The following is a 15,777-nucleotide window of genomic DNA, read 5'->3' on the forward strand; positions in this document are numbered from 1 at the left end:
GCAGCGCGTTCAGCCGCAGCCTCTTGTTCCTGCCGCAGCTTTAGCGCTGCTGCGGCTTCTATTGCGGCTGCCCTTGCAGCTTCTTCTGCGGCTTCTTTTGCGGCAAGTTCGGCGGCCAGTCGGGCTGCCCGTTCGGCCGCTTCGCGGGCAGCTATTTCGGCAGCGAGGCGCTCAGCGGCTTGCCGCTCAGCCTCTTTCTTCGCGTGTGCGGCCTGCTCGGCGGCTTCTCGTTCGGCTTGTTCTCGTTCGGCTCTTTGCTGCTCCGCATCACGCAGGGCTTGTTCTGCGGCTTGCTTTGCGGCTTGTTCCGCAGCCAGCTGAGCGGCGGATTGCTCGGCTGCCAGGCGTGCAGCCGCATCCTTTTCCGCCTGCCGAGCCGCTTGCTCGGCGGCTTGCTGTGCAGCGATGCGGGCGGCAGCTTCCTGGGCCTGTGCCTCTTGCTCGGCTCTTTGCCGCTGCGCTTCACGAAGCGCTTGTTCGGCAGCCTCGCGTTCGGCGTCCAGACGCGCCGCTTCACGCGCAGCCTGCTCTGCGGCCAAGCGCTGTGCTCGTTCTTGCTCCTGCTGCAAAGCCTGTGCAGCTGCAGCCAACGCTTCCTCCTGAGCCAAACGCTGGCGCTCGGCTTCGGCGGCCATGGCTTGCTGGGCGAGCTTCTCTGCCGCCAGTTGCTGCGCCCTCGCCTGCTCCGCCTCCAGGGCCTGCGCCGCGCGCTGCGCCTCGGCTTCTTTGACGAGCTTCTTCGCAGCCAAGGTGGCGCGACGGCGTGACAAGGCTTGCGCTTTCTTGTGGGCCAGCAAGGCCTCTTGGCTCAGGCTTTGTACTTGCCTCTCGTGATGGACCCTGGCTTGCGCGATCTGCTGCTGCAGCAAACGCTGCAACTCAGCGGCACGGGCTTCTTGCAAAGCACGCTCCAAGGCCTGCGCCTGGGTTTGACGCTCCGCCTGCTCTTGCGCCAATCGGCGCATGGCTGCGGCTCGGGCCAGCTGCTCTCTGGCCTGCCGTTGCAGCGCGAGTTGCTGATCTTTCAGAAGATGGGTAGCCAAGCTGTCGGCGCGCACCAGGGCTTCGCCCAGTTCGGTACGCCAGGCGGCGATGCGCGTCTGCGCCTGCGACAAGCTGGCCTGCAACAGCAGCGGCCAGCGCAAACGCTGGGCCAGGGCCTGAGATTCCCACTCGGCCTGTGCAAAACCCTGCTGTGCTTCTTGCTGCAAATCATGAAGCGCTCGGCGGGCCTCTTCTTGGCACAGCTGCAGGCGCTGGGCCAAGGCCTGGGCACGTGCCTGTTCTTGTTCAAGCCTCGCGGCCTCGGCCCGCTCGGCAGCCATGTCCAGCTCCTCAACCCAGGGGAGCTGCTCGCGGCTGCGACGCTTGGGCGAGGCCGTGGGTGCAGCGCCTTGGGCCAAGGCAGGCAGGACCTCATCAACGAGCACTGGGGCCGGGTCTTGCTCGGCCGAAGCGGCGGGCGCTGTCCGCCCACTGATATCTTCCACATCGACCACATCGACCATCGGCCAACGCTTCTCGGCCCGGGCTGCAGCGACGGAAGGTGGCTGCGGCACCTGGCGGCCCTGGAACATGGCCGTGTTGGCGTTCAGGGTCTCTTGCGAGATGGAGAGGTCCAAGGGCTTGTTGAGCGCGCGCAGGCGCTCGTTGAAGTCGTCCAGCACCTTGTTGGGGTCAAAAGACGACGACGCGCTTGAAGCGAAATTAGAAGAAGAGCGGGAGGAATTCCCGGAGTCACCGGCGGCCATGCCCTATTGTGAAGGCCAGGCCCTCACCCGCCCGTCGGGCGAACTACCAACGGCAGCCCTTGTCCCGCAAAGCATCGACGGCCAGCGGCACCACCGCCAGCAGGCCAGCTTCGCCATAGGCCTTGCGGCAGTCCTGCTTAGCGGCGTTCTCCATCTCCTGGCTGAGCTTGGATTTGCGCTCGGGCGGCGTGGGCAACAAGTCCAACACGCCGCGCGAGCCACGGCCCGACAACTCGCCGCCACGCGGCCGTGGCGGCAAAGACAGATTGAGCTGCAAGGGCGCTTGCGGCGCCGAAGCAGCGGCCGAAGGCGGCGTGGCCACATCGTGACCCAGCCGCGAGCCCGCATCCGGCGTGCCAAAGCGGGCTTGTGGCGAGGGCTGGCCGGGCTGACCCAGCCGAACGGACGAACGGTCTTGCAAACTGGCAGCTGGCTGGGCGGCGGCCGGGACCTCGGCGGCAGGATGGGCCGCAGCGGGGTTCTGCGCGGGCGTTGTTGCCGGTGCCGGTGCGGGCACGGCAGGCGCTGGCGGCAGTGCGGGCGCGCGCTCTAGCGCGCTGGGCGGCAATGGCTTCAAGGCCGAAGGCGCTTGCAAGGGCTGGGCGGCAAGGCTGGGCAAGGGGGCGGGCTCGGCCAAGGACTTGACAGGCGGCAGAGGCGGCGCAGGGGCTGCAAGCTCAGGGGCAGCGACGACCGAGGGAACGGGCACGGGCACTGGCAGGGATTCAGGCACAGGAGCGGGCCGGGGCTCAGGCCTGGCTTGCAGGGCTGGCAATGCCGGGGCGAGGTCCAGGGCCTGAGGTGCCGCTTGAGCACCGCCCGGCTTGAGCAACAGAGGCGCGGGGCGGGCGCGCTGCACGGCCGGGGCCGGGGCCGCCTCAAATGTCTTGGGCTGAGCTGGGGCCTCGGGCGCGGCCGGCAGTGCTTCAAACTGAGGCACATTCAGCGGCGCCGGCACAGGCAGGGCCTGCTTGGGCAGGGCGGCCAGCGCGGGGACGGCGGGCACAAGAAAGGGCGCGGGCTGGGCCGGAGCTGGCGCGGGTGCAGGCACGGGTGCGGGTGCGGGAGGCGGAGCCGCCACAGCCGCAGTCTCAGGCCTCGTCACAGGCCGGGCCTCAGTCGCAACACTGGGCTGAGGGCTAGGTTTGGCTTGTGTCGGCGCCTCGGCCTGCCCCTCTCCTGCTGCAGCCTGCCAGGTCCCGAGCTGGGCCGCGCCGGGCTGCGTCGGCCTGGGCTGATCGGCCGCGGGCAAAGGGCGCGGCGCCCCGCCAAAACGAGCCTGCTTGGCCTGGCCGACGGGCCCGGCATTGTCATCGGGTGCGGGGGGCAGCTGAGGCCTGCCGCTGGGCTCACCGTTCTCCGGGCCACGCAGGGTGATATTGAGTCGGCCCCAGACGCCCTCGCCCGGCTTGGCCGTGCCGCCCGGCGCATTGCCCAGCAAGAGCACCAGCCAGACATGCAGCAGCGCCGCCAGCAGCAGGCTCTGCTTGAGCTGGGCTTCGGGCAGCGGCTTGGCAGGCAAGCGAGCGCCTCGGGCGGCGGCAAATGAGAGGTGTCGGGCTTGGAACACGGGGCAGGCAAGACGGGCAAAAGCGAATGGCTTTGGCCGCAGTCTAGCTGCGCATTTGAGCGGCGGAAGCGAGTTCCGGGCAGGGCCCGGGCCTGCCTGAAAAATCAGGCCTTCTCGTTCTGCGCGGCCTGCTGCTTGGCCTTGATGTCATCAGGCGACCAGAACAACCAGCCGCGCGCCTCCATCAGCTCGCGGATGGCCTGGCTCTGGCCCTGGTTGACCTTGCCGGCGATCAGGCCCAGGCGCACTTGCATCTCGGGCAAGGCCATGCCGGCCTCGACCAGGTCCTGCTTCAATCGGGCCAGCACGATGCTGCGATAGCGCTCCGAAGTGAAGAGCTTGAAGCGCCCGGTCGGCAGCTCATGCTCTTCCTGCATCTGCGCCAGCTTGACGCCGGGCGTGTCGGCATAGGACTTGGCCTCCAGCGCCAGCAGCTCGCCGCGCGCCAGATGCAAAGCCACCATATCGACGCTGGGCCGGGGCGCCGAGGTCTTGCCGATCTGGCGCTTCTCGTCCTGGCTCAGATTGACCTTGACGGCGCGGCGCACCCAAAACCCTTCGGCCTCCAAAAGCCTTTGCACCGCTTGTTCAAAGCCGTCTGTTTGTGTCGTGCTCGTCATTGTTTTACTGCTTCTTTTGTCTTTGCGGTTTTCTTGGCGGCGGCCTTTTTGGCGGCCGGCTGGGTCTTGGCGGGCTTCAGAGCTTTCGGCGCCTTCACCGCCGCAGCGTTGCGCGCCCGGGCCGGCTTGGCCTCGGCGGCTGCCCCGGCCTCGCTGGGCCCAGACTGCTGCTGGCGCAGCAGATCCAACACATTGATGCTCAGCCGCGCCGTGTGATTGCGCATGGCCTCGTAGGAGCCCTCGGCATCACCGGCCAGGATGGCGGCCAAGATGGCCTGGTGTTCTTCGTGCGAGACCTTGAGGCGGCGCTCCACCTTGGTTTGCGCGGCCCGAAAGGGCGCCAGCTGCTCGCGCAGCTTGTCCAGAATGCCGGTCAGGCTGCGGTTCTGGGCGCCGGCGCTGATCAGCTGGTGAAACTGATGGTTGAGCTGCAAATAGCCCGCCTCGTCGCCACGCGCCACGCAGTCTTCGCTCTGCTGCTGAACCATGGCCAGCTGCTTCTTCTGCACTGCACTCATGCGCTCGGCACTGATGCGGCAGCACAAAGCGTCCAGCTCCACCATGGCCTCCAGCATGTCGGACAAATCGCCCAGTCCGATGCTGCGCACGATGCCGCCCTTGCGCGGCTCCAGCTCGATCAGGCCACGCGCATGTAGCTCGCGCAAGGCCTCGCGAATCGGCGTGCGTGAGACCTGAAAGCGCTCGGCCAGCACCAACTCCTCCAGCTTCTGGCCGGGCGGCAGTTTGCCGCTGACGATGTCATCGGTGAGGCTGCGGCATATCGCCGCGGAAGCGTTGCCCATTTATGTCTTCCTATGAGTCGGCTTGAGTAAGAACCTGCGAGCCTGATTCTAGCCTTCAGGAACACAACAGCCCTGACTTTGCCGCCAATTGCATACATATTCAATTCGATGTATACATGCAATCTTGCAAATCTCACTCACCTAAAACCGATCTCAAAGGAGAACCACCATGGCCGGCAAACTGCGACACATCGCCATCTCATGCCCCGACCCCTGGGCCGTAGCGCCCTTTTACGAGCAATCCTTCGGCATGAAAAAAGTCGGCGAGACCGACTCCTCGCTGGCGCGCGGCATCTACCTCAGCGACGGCGTGATGTGCGTGGCCTTGCTGAATTACAAGAGCGATGAAGCCGCCGGCGAGCGCGGCCGCGAATTCGTGGGCCTGCACCACATCGGCTTTTGGGTCGATGACATCAAGGAGGCCAGGGCCGAATGCGAGGCCGCTGGCGGCGCCTACTACATGGGCGAGGTGCCGGTGAAGGGCAACATCTTTTACGAGGTCAAGTACAAGGACCCCAACGGCGTCATCATCGACCTGACCGACCACGGCTGGGGCGGCGCCGCCAAGGACGTGGTGGGCGCGGCCCAAGCGCCGGCCCTGCGCCACCCGGATCTGCAGGCGAACCGCGAGGGGCTTTGAGCGCCCATTCTTTGGTCCATTGCTAAGAAACGAAACAGCCCTGCGGCATTTGCCCCAGGGCTTTTTCTTTTTTGCGACGCATGGTTTAGGAGCAAGACATGAACAAACCAGATCAATCAAACCAATAAATCTCGTTTTTTCTCAAGCCGAGTCCAGACACCATTCGCAGCCATCGCAAGGGCTTTGAACAAAGATGTATGGACTATCGAGCTGAGCTGGATTTTGATTGCCTGAGCGCGGGCTACCGCATGCCCGCCGAATGGGAGCCTATGGCCGCCACCTGGCTGGGTTGGCCGGTCTTGCAAAACCGTGAGGAGCTTTGGGGCCCGCACTACGAGGAAGTCTGCCAGGCCTTTGCCCTGCTGGCCCGCACGATTGCCCGTGACCAGCCCTGCATCGTCGCGACCCACCGGCCTCAGGTCGCAAGAGCGAAAGCGCTCTGCGGCCCCAGCGTCCAAGTGCTTCCCTTGGACCTTGAGGACAACTGGGTGCGCGACTGCGGTGCCATTTTCCTGAACCAAAGCCAAGGCCCGGCTCAGCTGGCCTTGGGCTTTCGCTTCAATGCCTGGGGCGAGAAGTACCGCCCCTACGAGGGCTGCGCCCGCCTGGCGCAGGACATGGCCCAAGCCACGCAAATGCCGCTGATCCGATCGGAGATGGTGTTGGAAGGCGGCTCCTTCTATGTGGACGGGCAAGGCACGCTGCTGACCACCGAGAGCTGCCTGCTCCACCCCAATCGCAACCCCGGCATGACTCGGACCGAGATCGAGCAGGAGCTGCGACGCATGCTGGGCGTCAGCAAAATCGTCTGGCTGCCCGGCCATGCCGCCGAGGTCGAGACCAACGGCCATATAGACGGCATCGCCTCTTTCTTCGCGCCTGGCCAGATCCTCTTCAATGCGGCCGACCCAGACATGGGCGACTACTACCGCAGCATGGAGGAGAACCGCCGGGCCTTGGCTCTGGCCACCGATGCGCAGGGCCGCCAATTCCAGTTGCTGGATCTGCCCGTGCCACGCGGCGCAGCCAACTACGGCAGTGAGCGCTTTTGCGACTGCTACGCCAACTACATCCTCACCAATCACGCGGTGATCTCCACCGCCTTCGGGCTGCCGCAGGACGAGCAGGCACGCCGGGTCTTTGCCCAAGCCTTTCCGGGCCGGCGGGTCGAGCTGCTGCCCATTGCCGCCATCTCGATCGGCGGCGGCGCGGCGCACTGCTCTACCCAGCAACAGCCTCTGAACCGTCATCCACGCCAGGGAGACTCCGCATGACTGAACGCCACCTCACCGTCGCCGCCATCCAGATGGCCTCCGGCGACTGGGATCTGCAAGCCAATATGCAGCGCGCGGAACGCCTGATCCGCCAGGCCGCTGCTGCTGGCGCGCAACTGATCGTCTGCCCCGAGTTGTTTATGTGCCCCTACTTCTGCATCGACCAGAACGTGCAGCATCTGGAACTGGCCGAGCCTTTCGAGGGCAACCCGCGCGTCGCCCACTTTGCCCGCTTGGCGGGCGAGCTCGGCGTGGTGATTCCCATTGGCTTCTTCGAACGCGCCGGCAACGCTGCCTACAACTCGGTGGCCATGGCCGATGCCGACGGGCGCATCCTGGGGGTCTACCGCAAGACCCATATTCCCGACGGGCCGGGCTATACCGAGAAGTTCTACTTCACACCCGGCGACACCGGCTTCAAGGTCTGGGACACACGCTACGGTCGCATCGGCCTGGCCATCTGCTGGGACCAGTGGTATCCCGAGACCGCCCGCAGCCTGGCCCTGATGGGCGCCGAAGTGCTGTGCTTCCCCACCATCATCGGCTCCGAACCGCACAGCGCCGAGATGGACACCGCCGGCCACTGGCAGCGCACCATGCAAGGCCATGCCGCCGCCAATATGGTGCCGGTGCTGGCCGCCAACCGCATCGGCCGCGAGACCGGCCTGGGCAATGGCAACCCGCAGCAACAGGCACTCAGCGCCAATTTCTACGGCTCCAGCTTCATCGCCGATCACCTGGGTGAAAAGGTCGCCGAAGCCAACCGGGTGGACGAATGCATCTTGATCCACCGCTTCGAGCTGGAAGGCATACGCCTGGACCGCCAGAGCTTTGGCTTCTTCCGCGACCGCCGCCCCGAGATGTACGCCGCCTTGCTCAGCAGCGATGGCCAGCACACCCGCCCCGATCTGCGCCGCCCGGCGCAATTCCTTCCCAACGACACTCAGGAACAAAACCCATGATCACCCGCAGAACCTTAGGCCGACGCTTGCTGGCCGCCGGCTCCGGCCTGGCCTTGCCCGGCATGCTGAGCCTCAGCCACCCCGCTCAGGCCGCCGGCAACAACCCGCCCTGGCTGATGCCCGACGAAGCCGCCAAGCACAAGCGCACCTGGATGGCCTTCGGCGCCAGCCGCACGATCTGGGGCAGCAGCCTGCTGCCCAAGGTGCGAGCCAATCTGGGCCTGATCGCCAGCACCATCGCCGAGTTCGAGCCCGTCACCCTGCTGGCGCGCCCGAACGAACTCGGCCTGGCGCGCCAGTACTGCGGCAGCGAGGTGCAATTGCTCTCAGCCGCCCTGGACGACATCTGGATGCGCGATAGCGGCTGCGTCTTCGTCAAGAACCCGCAAGGGCAAGCGGCTGGCCTGGACTTCGGCTTCAACGGCTGGGGCGGCAAGCAGGCCTGCGCCCAGGACAAGAAAGTCGCCGCCCTGAGCTCGGCGGCTGCCGGTGCCCTGGCCATCAAGGCCGGCATCATCATGGAAGGCGGCGCCATCGAAGTCGACGGCCAGGGCACGGCCATCCTGACCGAGAGCTGCATCCTCAACAGCAACCGCAACCCCGGCATGAGCAAGGCCACGGCCGAGGCCAAGCTGATGCCTTTGCTGGGCTTGAAGAAGATCATCTGGTTGCCGGGCATCAAGGGCCGCGACATCACCGACGCCCACACCGACTTCTACGCCCGCTTCGTCAGGCCCGGCGTGGTGGTGGCGCACTACGACAGCGACCCCTACTCCTACGACAACGCGGTCACCAAAAAACATCTCAACCTGCTGCGTGCGGCCCAGGACGCCCAAGGCCGGGTGCTGGATGTGATTCAGCTGACGGCCCCCACCCAGACTCGTGCGGGCCGTAACAATCCGGACTTCGCCGCGGGCTACGTCAACTTCTATCTGGTCAACGGCGGCCTGATCCTGCCCGAGTTCGGCGACGCCCGCGCGGACGCCATCGCCCGCAGCACCTTGCAAGACCTGCTGCCCCAGCATGAGATCGTGCAACTCAATATCGATGCGATCGCGGCCGGCGGCGGCGGCATCCATTGCGTCACCCAACAGGAGCCCGCATGAAGTTGATCACCTCCCTATTGGCCCTGGCCTGCCTGGCCCTGCCCTTGCAAGGCCGGGCACAGCCCGAAGAGAAGTTCCTGAATTTCTACAACTGGTCCAGCTATATCGCCGACGACACGATTGCCAACTTCGAAAAAGAGACCGGCATCCGGGTGCGCTATGACACCTTCGACAGCAGCGAGATCCTGCACACCAAGCTGGTCGCGGGTCGCACCGGCTATGACCTCGTCATGTCCTCCACCGGCTGGGCTCGCATGCAAGCCGATGGCGGCCTGCTGCAGCCGCTCAACAAAGCCTTGCTGCCGAATCTGAAGAATATGGACCCGGTGATTCAGGCCCAGGTTCTCAAGCTCGACCCCGGCAATCAATACATGGTGACCTGGTTGTGGGGTTACACGACGGTGGGCATCAATGTGGACAAGGTGCGCGCCGCCCTGGGCAACACCCCCATGCCGGAGAACGCCTGGGACTTGCTCTTCAAGCCCGAGTATGTTTCCAAGCTCAAGTCCTGCGGCGTGTCCTACCTTGACTCCTCATCGGAAGTTTTGCCCGCCGTGCTGCACTATCTGGGCCGCCCCTTGAGCAGCAGCAACCCGGCCGACTACCAGGCCGCCAATGCCCTGCTCAAATCGGTGCGCCCCTATGTGACGCTGTTCAGCTCGGCCGGCTTCATCGACGACATGATCTCCGGCAGCCTGTGCGTGGCCATGGGCTGGTCGGGCGACTTGAACAACGCACGCCAGCGCGCCATCGAGAGCAAATCGGGCCAGCGCATCGAAGCCCTGCTGCCCAAAACCGGCGGCATCATGTACTTCGACACCCTGGTCATTCCTGCCGACGCACCGCATGTGGCCAACGCGCATGCCTTCATGAACTACATCCTGCGTCCCGAAGTGCATGCCAGCCTGACCAACAAGCTGTTCTACGCCAACCCCAACAAGGAGGCACGGCGCTTCGTCCGGCCCGAGATCGCCAGCAATCCTTCCGTCTACCCCAGCGAAGCGGAGATCCAACGCATGGGCGTACAGGGTGCAGTCAACAACGATATGCGGCGCCTGATGGCCCGCAGCTTCACCGCCTTCAAGTCAGGCTACTAACCCCGGCCCACACCAGGCAATCGCTGCAGCGCGGCGGGGTCAGGTCTTGCCTAAAAAATGGAGAATCGCATGCAACCCAATGCATTGAACGCACTGGCCATAGCGCTCAGCCTGGCGATCCCGGGCTACTCCCTCGCAGAACCGGCACAAGTCCTACCGAATGAGCTTCAGCAAGAACTGCGCCGTATGCAAGCCAGCATGGCCCAGTTGCAGGCCCGCATGCAGGAGCTGGAGGCGCAGCTGAAGACGGCCGCACCGAGTGCGGCGCAATGGGGCATGACGCCCGAACAGGCGCGCCAGCTCGGGCGCATCACCGTCAAGACCGAGGCGCTGGAGGAGTGGAACGAAAGCCTGGGCTACAAAGGCCTGAAGATCAGCGGCATGATGGATCCGGTCTACCTCTACAGCAGTGGGCAGAACCGAGCCGGTTTTCAGTTTCTCAATGCCGGCGATGGGGGCGAGTACGCCATCGACAACGGCTCCTTCGGCATGGCCATGCTGGACTTTCAGAAAGAGTTAGACGGCGGCAGCCGCTGGCGCCTGACGCTGGCACCCAACCGCGGCGGCGGCGGCATCGCCATTGATGGCAAGTCCATCATCCACGAGGCCAGTGTCTCCCTGCCGCTAGGTGACTTACAGACGCGGCTGATCGCCGGCCAGATTCCCGATTGGTCGGGTCACGAACCCATGCAGGCCACGCTCAACAAGTTCATCACCCACAATTTGTTGTTCGACTTCACCATCCCTGCGGTCTACACCGGCGCCGGCCTGGAGCTGGCGCGAGGCAAATGGCTGATCAAAGGCCTGCTGGCCAATGTGAACAGCTCCAAGCGCCAGGCGGGCGAGAAGACGCCGGCCCTGGTCTACCGCATTGATTACGCCAAGGGTGAATTCAGCGGCTTTGGCCTGGCCGGCCTGCACGGCCGCCTGCCCAATTACCGTGCCAGCGACCCGAGCGGCAACCCGATCAGCGGCCAGGCCTACGACAGCCGTGACAGCTGGGCCCATACCCTGGAGATCGATGGCTACTTCATCCGTGGCGACTGGACCTTGAGCGGCCAGCTCGGCGGCGGCATGCAAAAACGCGCGGCCATCAGCGCCGACCCGCTCAGCGGCGAACTGCGCGACAGCCGCTGGTGGGGTATCTCGACCCTGGCCGCCTACAAACTGAGTCCCAAATTGGAAGCGCTGTTGCGTGCTGACTATCTCAACAACAGCCGTCACGGTGGTGGCGCCCTGGGCTACAGCTTTGCCGACGGACGCAATGGCTTGGGCCCGGCTCCCGGCGGTGACCCCGAGCGCGGCGCCGATCGCTATGCCCTGGCCCTGGGCCTGCGCTACGCCTGGGACGCCAACACCTTGTTCAAACTGGAATACCGCCTCGACCGCGCCAGCCTGCCGGTCTTTCTGGACCTGAGCGATGGCCAGTACCGGCGCAGCAATCAAATCTTTGGCAGTTCCCTGGTGTTGAGTTTTTAATCATCCTGCCCTTGAGCCACCAACCAGTCGAACATTTGCTCGACAAAGGGCGAGCGGGCCTCTCCCGCCACCCTGGCCAGCCACCAGGTATTGCCAGGCAAACGGGGGTAGGCGGCCAAGACCTGCAAGCTGCCAGCGCGCAGGCCGCCGTCGGCCAACAAGCGCGACATGCAAGCAATGCCTTGGCCCAGCAGCACCCCGTCCAGCAAAAGGCGGCGGTCGTCGTAGATGGCCCGCTTGCGCAGGCCGGACAGCTGCTCCCGGAAAATAGCGGCCGTGGGCTCGCTGGTGAGATCCTCCTCCAGGCACAAAAGCTCGGTGTGCTGGGCATGGGCTTGCAGGGGCAAGGCGTCCAGGCACTGCGCCAGATCGGCGCGCGCCACCATCACCCATTCGTCCTTCAACAGCGGCAGCTGGGCCAGATTGGATTGCTGCACCGGCCGGTCGCTGATGACGATGTCCACATCGATCTCATCGACATAACGCGCACTTTCATCGCTAGACAAAACCGGGCACAGGCCGGGTACGGCCGCCAGCAACTGGCTCAGACGCGGCTGCAACCAGCCCTGCAACAACAGGGCCGGCGCGACCATGGCCACCAGGCCGGGGTCCAGATAGGTGGAGATACGCCCTAGGCCGCTGCGCAAGGTATTGACGGAACGCTGCACGCTGCGCTGCAAAACCTCGCCCGCCACCGTCAACTCCACGCCACGGCCCACACGCCGGAACAGGGGTTGACCGACCTGCTCCTCCAACTGCTGAATCTGGTGACTGATGGCCGATTGCGAGAGGCACAACTCGTCCGCGGCGCGGGAGAAGTTGCCGTGCCGCGCGGCGGCCTCAAATCCCATCAAAAGCTTGAGAGAAGGGATTCTTTGGGCTGACATATGAGAAGACTTGATTAATTGTCGGAAGAAATCGCAATTTTCATAAAGACTCCGGCTGCCCACAATACGGGCAATCCCATCCACCCCTCGCTCGCCAGACCCCGCCCCCGATGATTCGCAGCCGCCGCCTCTTCCTCAAGTCCCCTGCTCTCATGGCCTCCGGCCTGTGCCTGCCCTCACTGCCCTTTTTGCTCGGCGCTTGCGGGGGCGGCTCGGCATCGAATGACACCAGCACTCCGCCCACCCCGCCGACTACCGAGCCCGCTTGGCACATGCCCGAAGAAGGCGGTGCGCATCGCGCAACCTGGATGGCGTTTGCCGCCTCCGCTTCGATCTGGGGGAGCGAGCGCGGTGCCGTGCATGCAGCCCTGGCGCGTATTGCGGACGCCATCGTTCAGGTCGAGCCGGTGAAGATGCTGGTGCCCACGCAAGACCTCGCGCTGGCCAGCAGCCTGCTGGACCCACGCATCCAACTGATCCCGCAAGACTGTGACGATCTGTGGCTGCGCGACAGTGGCGCCCTCTTCGTCAAAGACGCCCAAGGACAGTCGGGCGCCTGCGACTTCCACTTCAATGGCTGGGGCCAAAAACAAACGCACGCCAAGGACGCCTTGCTGGCCGCAGCCATGGCGCGCCACACCCAAGCGAAGCTCTTGAGCGCCGGGCTGGTGCTCGAAGGCGGTGCCATCGAGCATGACGGCCAGGGCACGGCCATCATCACCGAGAGCTGTGTGCTCAACCCCAATCGCAATCCCGGCCTGAGCAAGGCCGCCTGCGAGGCGGAGCTGCTACGCCTTTTGGGCTTGCGCAAAATCATCTGGTTGCCAGGCATCGCCGGACGCGATATCACCGATGGCCACACAGACTTCTACGCTCGCTTTGCCGGCCCGGGTGTGGTGCTGGCCAATCTGGAAACAGATCCCAGTTCCTACGACTATGCGCTAACCCGCAAACATCTGGACATCTTGAACGCGGCCACCGACGCCGAGGGCCGCCGCCTGCAGGTCCTGCCGCTGGAGCCCCCAAGCCAAATCCGCGCACCCTATGCCCAGCGCCGCGATTTCGCAGCCGGCTATGTCAATTTCTACCTGACCCAGGCCTGCGTCTTCATGCCCGAGTTTGGCGACGCGGCGGCCGACGCAAAAGCCCGGCAGCGACTGGCCGAGGCTTTCCCTAGCCGTCAGGTGGTGCAAATCTATATCGACGCCATCGCGGCCGGTGGCGGGGGTATCCATTGCACAACACAGCAAGAACCCGCCTGAGGCCTCCCCGGCCAGTCGACCTACAGTCCAAACAAGCCAATCACGGAGCTTTAATGATGCAAACACGCCGCAATCTTTTGAACCTGGGTCTGGCAAGCGGTCTCGGTCTGCTGGGCCTGCCGCCCCAAGCCCTGGCCGCGACCGGGCAGACAGGGCAAGGCAGCTGGCACATGCCCGACGAAGCCGAGCCGCACCGGGCGACCTGGATGTCCTTTGGCCCGCGCGAGGAGATTTGGGGCGAGCGCTTGCTGGAGGCGGTGCGGCTCAACCTGGGCAGCATCGCCCGCTCGATAGCGGCTTATGAACCCGTGCATATGCTGGTGCGCGAAGAAGACCAGGACCTGGCTTACGAGACCTGCGGCCCCAAGGTGCAGCTGCATGTGCGCGAGGTTGATGATTTGTGGATGCGCGACAGCGGCCCGGTTTTTGTGCGCAACGCTCAGGGCCAGCGCGCCGCTGTGGACTTCAATTTCAATGGCTGGGGCAAGAAGCAGGCGCATGCACACGACGCCCAGGTGGCCCGCTTCGTCGCCCAGCAAAGCGGCGTGCCTAGGCTCGCCACCCGCCTGGTACAGGAGGGCGGCGGCATCGAGGTCGATGGCCAGGGCACGGCCATCATCACCGAGAGCTGTGTGCTCAACCCCAACCGCAACCCCGGCGTCGGCAAGGCGGCCTGCGAGACCGAGTTGAAGCGCCTGCTGGGCATCGAGAAAGTGATCTGGCTGCCGGGCATTGCCGGGCGCGACATCACCGACGGCCATACCGACTTCTACGCCCGCTTCAGCAGCCCTGGCGTGGTGGTGGCCGGCTTCGACGCCGACCCCGAGTCCTACGACCATGCGGTGACGCAAAAGCACTTGCAGATCCTGCGCGCCGCCACCGATGCGCGCGGGCGCAAGCTCAAGGTCATGGTGCTGGCCGGGCCGGCTGATGTACGCAAGGCCTTCAAGAGCGACAGCTTTGCCGCCGGCTACATCAACTTTTATGTCTGCAACGGCGCCGTCATTGCCCCCGAATTTGGTGACAAGCGCGGCGATGCCAATTGCCGCAGCCTCTTGCAGGAGCTGTTCCCCAAGCGCGACATCGTGCAGCTCAATATCGATGCGGTGGCGGCCGGCGGTGGCGGCATCCACTGCACCACGCAGCAAGAACCGGCCGCCTAAACCGGCACCGGGTTGGGCAAGACCTGAGCCTCAAAGAAGGCGGACAGATTGGTCATCAAGCAAGCCAGCTGAGCGCGCTGGGCCTCGGGCGAGCGGCCGGAGATATGTGGGGTCAGCAGCACCTGATCCAGCGCCGCCAGCTCGGGCGGCACCAGCGGCTCATCCTCCAACACATCCAGGCCGGCGCCGGCGATCTCCCCGGCTTGCAGGGCCGCGATCAAGTCGGCCGTGCGGACCACACTGCCGCGCGCGATATTGATCAGATAGCCCTGCGGCCCCAGGCGGCGCAAGACCTCGCGTGTGACCATGTGATGGGTGGCCGGGCCACCGGGGCAGGCCAGCACCAGATAGTCCGAGGCCTCGGCCAGAGCGAGCAGATCGGCATGGAAGCGGTAGGGCAGATCGGGCTTGGCCAGACGGCTGTGATAGGCCACGCTCATATCAAAACCCAGGGCGCGGCGCGCAATCTGCTGACCGATATTGCCCATGCCCACCAGGCCCAGGCGGCGGCCGTTGAGCGTGGGCCGCTCGGCCCGGCTGCTGAGCCAGGCCCCGGCCTTGACGGCACGATCCAGGCCAACGATGCCGCGCGCCAGGCCCAGCATCAAGGCCAGGGCGTGATCCGCCACCGTGGCGTTATTGATGCCCGGCGCATGCGTTACCGCCACACCCAGCTCGCGCGCCGCCGCCACATCGATGGCCTCATAACCCGCACCAAAAGCACACACAATGCCCAGCCCATTCCCTTGCCGATGAGCTTGGCCCGCACCCAGCGCCAGCATCTGCGCGCGGCTCAAGCCCCGCGTGCCATTGCTGAGCACGGCCTGCACGCCCTGGCCGCGCGCGCGCAAATCCGCCAGCAGTGATTGCAGATCGGCATCAAATCCGCCCGGTGCAGAGATCAGCTGGTAGCGCTGGGCCAAGCGCTGTTCGAACTCAGCTTGCAAAGGGATCAGGATCAATAGCGTCGGCTTGGCCGAGCTGGGGGCGGGCAAGCCAGCGATAGAAGCGGGGTTGGCAAGAGCGGGCATCAAAACTCCGGTCGTGTTGCGGGGCGATAGGCATGCCGGTAAATACCCTTGATCGCATTGTTATGTATACACGGCAGTGTTATTGTATTCACATGCCGCAGCAAATGCGGTGCCGGAATCGCTCATCAAGGA

The 15,777-nt window shown here is 65.0% G+C and carries 14 protein-coding genes; 8 read left to right on the forward strand and 6 right to left on the reverse strand.

The window, feature by feature from the left end; all coding sequences use genetic code 11:
* From DBR47_RS24665 to DBR47_RS04825, 4 genes are all read right to left on the reverse strand, one after another.
* A partial coding sequence (locus tag DBR47_RS24665) for a hypothetical protein (protein ID WP_370454864.1) occupies positions 1 to 1,667 on the reverse strand: 1,667 nt, incomplete at its 3' end.
* A 127-nt stretch (positions 1,668 to 1,794) separates the two neighbouring features.
* Positions 1,795 to 3,273 carry a hypothetical protein gene (locus tag DBR47_RS04815; protein ID WP_124447472.1) on the reverse strand — a complete coding sequence of 493 codons (1,479 nt, stop codon included), beginning with the start codon at positions 3,271 to 3,273 and terminating at the stop codon, positions 1,795 to 1,797.
* Between the two features lie 152 nt (positions 3,274 to 3,425).
* Positions 3,426 to 3,941: a hypothetical protein gene (locus DBR47_RS04820; RefSeq protein WP_124447474.1), complete on the reverse strand. Its 516-nt coding sequence runs from the start codon at positions 3,939 to 3,941 to the stop codon at positions 3,426 to 3,428.
* Complete coding sequence (locus DBR47_RS04825; protein ID WP_124447476.1) at positions 3,938 to 4,744, reverse strand: GntR family transcriptional regulator; 807 nt, start codon at positions 4,742 to 4,744, stop codon at positions 3,938 to 3,940. The genes DBR47_RS04820 and DBR47_RS04825 overlap by 4 nt, the downstream gene beginning before the upstream one ends.
* Before the next feature lie 169 nt (positions 4,745 to 4,913).
* Between DBR47_RS04825 and DBR47_RS04830 the strand changes: the two genes are divergently transcribed.
* The 6 genes from DBR47_RS04830 to DBR47_RS04855 all read left to right on the forward strand — a co-directional run bounded on the left by DBR47_RS04830 (position 4,914) and on the right by DBR47_RS04855 (position 11,302).
* Positions 4,914 to 5,384 (forward strand): VOC family protein, encoded by a 471-nt coding sequence (locus tag DBR47_RS04830; RefSeq protein WP_124447478.1) that lies wholly within the window; start codon positions 4,914 to 4,916, stop codon positions 5,382 to 5,384.
* Positions 5,385 to 5,581: 197 nt separating this feature from the next.
* Positions 5,582 to 6,658 carry an agmatine/peptidylarginine deiminase gene (locus DBR47_RS04835; RefSeq protein WP_124447480.1) on the forward strand — a complete coding sequence of 359 codons (1,077 nt, stop codon included), beginning with the start codon at positions 5,582 to 5,584 and terminating at the stop codon, positions 6,656 to 6,658.
* Positions 6,655 to 7,620 carry an N-carbamoylputrescine amidase gene (aguB, locus tag DBR47_RS04840; RefSeq protein ID WP_124447482.1) on the forward strand — a complete coding sequence of 322 codons (966 nt, stop codon included), beginning with the start codon at positions 6,655 to 6,657 and terminating at the stop codon, positions 7,618 to 7,620. Before DBR47_RS04835 ends, aguB begins: the two co-directional genes overlap by 4 nt.
* Positions 7,617 to 8,726, forward strand: coding sequence for an agmatine/peptidylarginine deiminase (locus DBR47_RS04845; protein WP_124447484.1), 1,110 nt, complete (start codon positions 7,617 to 7,619; stop codon positions 8,724 to 8,726). The genes aguB and DBR47_RS04845 overlap by 4 nt, the downstream gene beginning before the upstream one ends.
* Positions 8,723 to 9,823 (forward strand): polyamine ABC transporter substrate-binding protein, encoded by a 1,101-nt coding sequence (locus DBR47_RS04850; protein WP_124447486.1) that lies wholly within the window; start codon positions 8,723 to 8,725, stop codon positions 9,821 to 9,823. The genes DBR47_RS04845 and DBR47_RS04850 overlap by 4 nt, the downstream gene beginning before the upstream one ends.
* Positions 9,824 to 9,892: 69 nt before the next feature.
* Positions 9,893 to 11,302, forward strand: coding sequence for a DUF3138 family protein (locus DBR47_RS04855; RefSeq protein ID WP_124447489.1), 1,410 nt, complete (start codon positions 9,893 to 9,895; stop codon positions 11,300 to 11,302).
* Here the strand turns inward: DBR47_RS04855 and DBR47_RS04860 are convergent.
* Positions 11,299 to 12,189, reverse strand: a complete 891-nt coding sequence (locus DBR47_RS04860; RefSeq protein WP_124447491.1) for a LysR family transcriptional regulator — start codon at positions 12,187 to 12,189, stop codon at positions 11,299 to 11,301. The genes DBR47_RS04855 and DBR47_RS04860 overlap by 4 nt on opposite strands.
* 152 nt (positions 12,190 to 12,341) lie before the next feature.
* On the opposite strand from DBR47_RS04860, the gene DBR47_RS04865 reads away from it, so the two are divergent.
* Together DBR47_RS04865 and DBR47_RS04870 are read left to right on the forward strand one after the other, a co-directional pair.
* The gene (locus tag DBR47_RS04865) at positions 12,342 to 13,451 is read left to right on the forward strand and encodes an agmatine/peptidylarginine deiminase (protein ID WP_124447493.1); all 1,110 of its coding nucleotides are present in this window, start codon (positions 12,342 to 12,344) and stop codon (positions 13,449 to 13,451) included.
* 56 nt (positions 13,452 to 13,507) lie between these two features.
* The gene (locus DBR47_RS04870; RefSeq protein ID WP_124447495.1) at positions 13,508 to 14,614 is read left to right on the forward strand and encodes an agmatine/peptidylarginine deiminase; all 1,107 of its coding nucleotides are present in this window, start codon (positions 13,508 to 13,510) and stop codon (positions 14,612 to 14,614) included.
* On the opposite strand, the gene DBR47_RS04875 is transcribed toward DBR47_RS04870, so the two are convergent.
* On the reverse strand, positions 14,611 to 15,645 hold the full coding sequence (locus DBR47_RS04875; protein WP_124447497.1) for a 2-hydroxyacid dehydrogenase: 1,035 nt from the start codon (positions 15,643 to 15,645) through the stop codon (positions 14,611 to 14,613). The two genes, DBR47_RS04870 and DBR47_RS04875, sit on opposite strands and share 4 nt — an antisense overlap.
* Positions 15,646 to 15,777: the final 132 nt, after the last annotated feature.

The organism is Paucibacter sp. KBW04, from assembly GCF_003852425.1.
In the GTDB taxonomy this organism is placed as follows: Bacteria; Pseudomonadota; Gammaproteobacteria; order Burkholderiales; family Burkholderiaceae_C; genus Paucibacter_A.

Excerpts from the sequence above, each read along its gene's own strand:
- DBR47_RS04820 (WP_124447474.1), bottom strand. The coding sequence starts at position 3,941 with ATGACGAGCACGACACAAACAGACGGCTTTGAACAAGCGGTGCAAAGG.
- DBR47_RS04825 (WP_124447476.1), bottom strand. The coding sequence starts at position 4,744 with ATGGGCAACGCTTCCGCGGCGATATGCCGCAGCCTCACCGATGACATC.
- DBR47_RS04830 (WP_124447478.1), top strand. The coding sequence starts at position 4,914 with ATGGCCGGCAAACTGCGACACATCGCCATCTCATGCCCCGACCCCTGG.
- DBR47_RS04835 (WP_124447480.1), top strand. The coding sequence starts at position 5,582 with ATGGACTATCGAGCTGAGCTGGATTTTGATTGCCTGAGCGCGGGCTAC.
- aguB (WP_124447482.1), top strand. The coding sequence starts at position 6,655 with ATGACTGAACGCCACCTCACCGTCGCCGCCATCCAGATGGCCTCCGGC.
- DBR47_RS04845 (WP_124447484.1), top strand. The coding sequence starts at position 7,617 with ATGATCACCCGCAGAACCTTAGGCCGACGCTTGCTGGCCGCCGGCTCC.
- DBR47_RS04850 (WP_124447486.1), top strand. The coding sequence starts at position 8,723 with ATGAAGTTGATCACCTCCCTATTGGCCCTGGCCTGCCTGGCCCTGCCC.
- DBR47_RS04855 (WP_124447489.1), top strand. The coding sequence starts at position 9,893 with ATGCAACCCAATGCATTGAACGCACTGGCCATAGCGCTCAGCCTGGCG.
- DBR47_RS04860 (WP_124447491.1), bottom strand. The coding sequence starts at position 12,189 with ATGTCAGCCCAAAGAATCCCTTCTCTCAAGCTTTTGATGGGATTTGAG.
- DBR47_RS04865 (WP_124447493.1), top strand. The coding sequence starts at position 12,342 with ATGGCCTCCGGCCTGTGCCTGCCCTCACTGCCCTTTTTGCTCGGCGCT.
- DBR47_RS04870 (WP_124447495.1), top strand. The coding sequence starts at position 13,508 with ATGCAAACACGCCGCAATCTTTTGAACCTGGGTCTGGCAAGCGGTCTC.
- DBR47_RS04875 (WP_124447497.1), bottom strand. The coding sequence starts at position 15,645 with ATGCCCGCTCTTGCCAACCCCGCTTCTATCGCTGGCTTGCCCGCCCCC.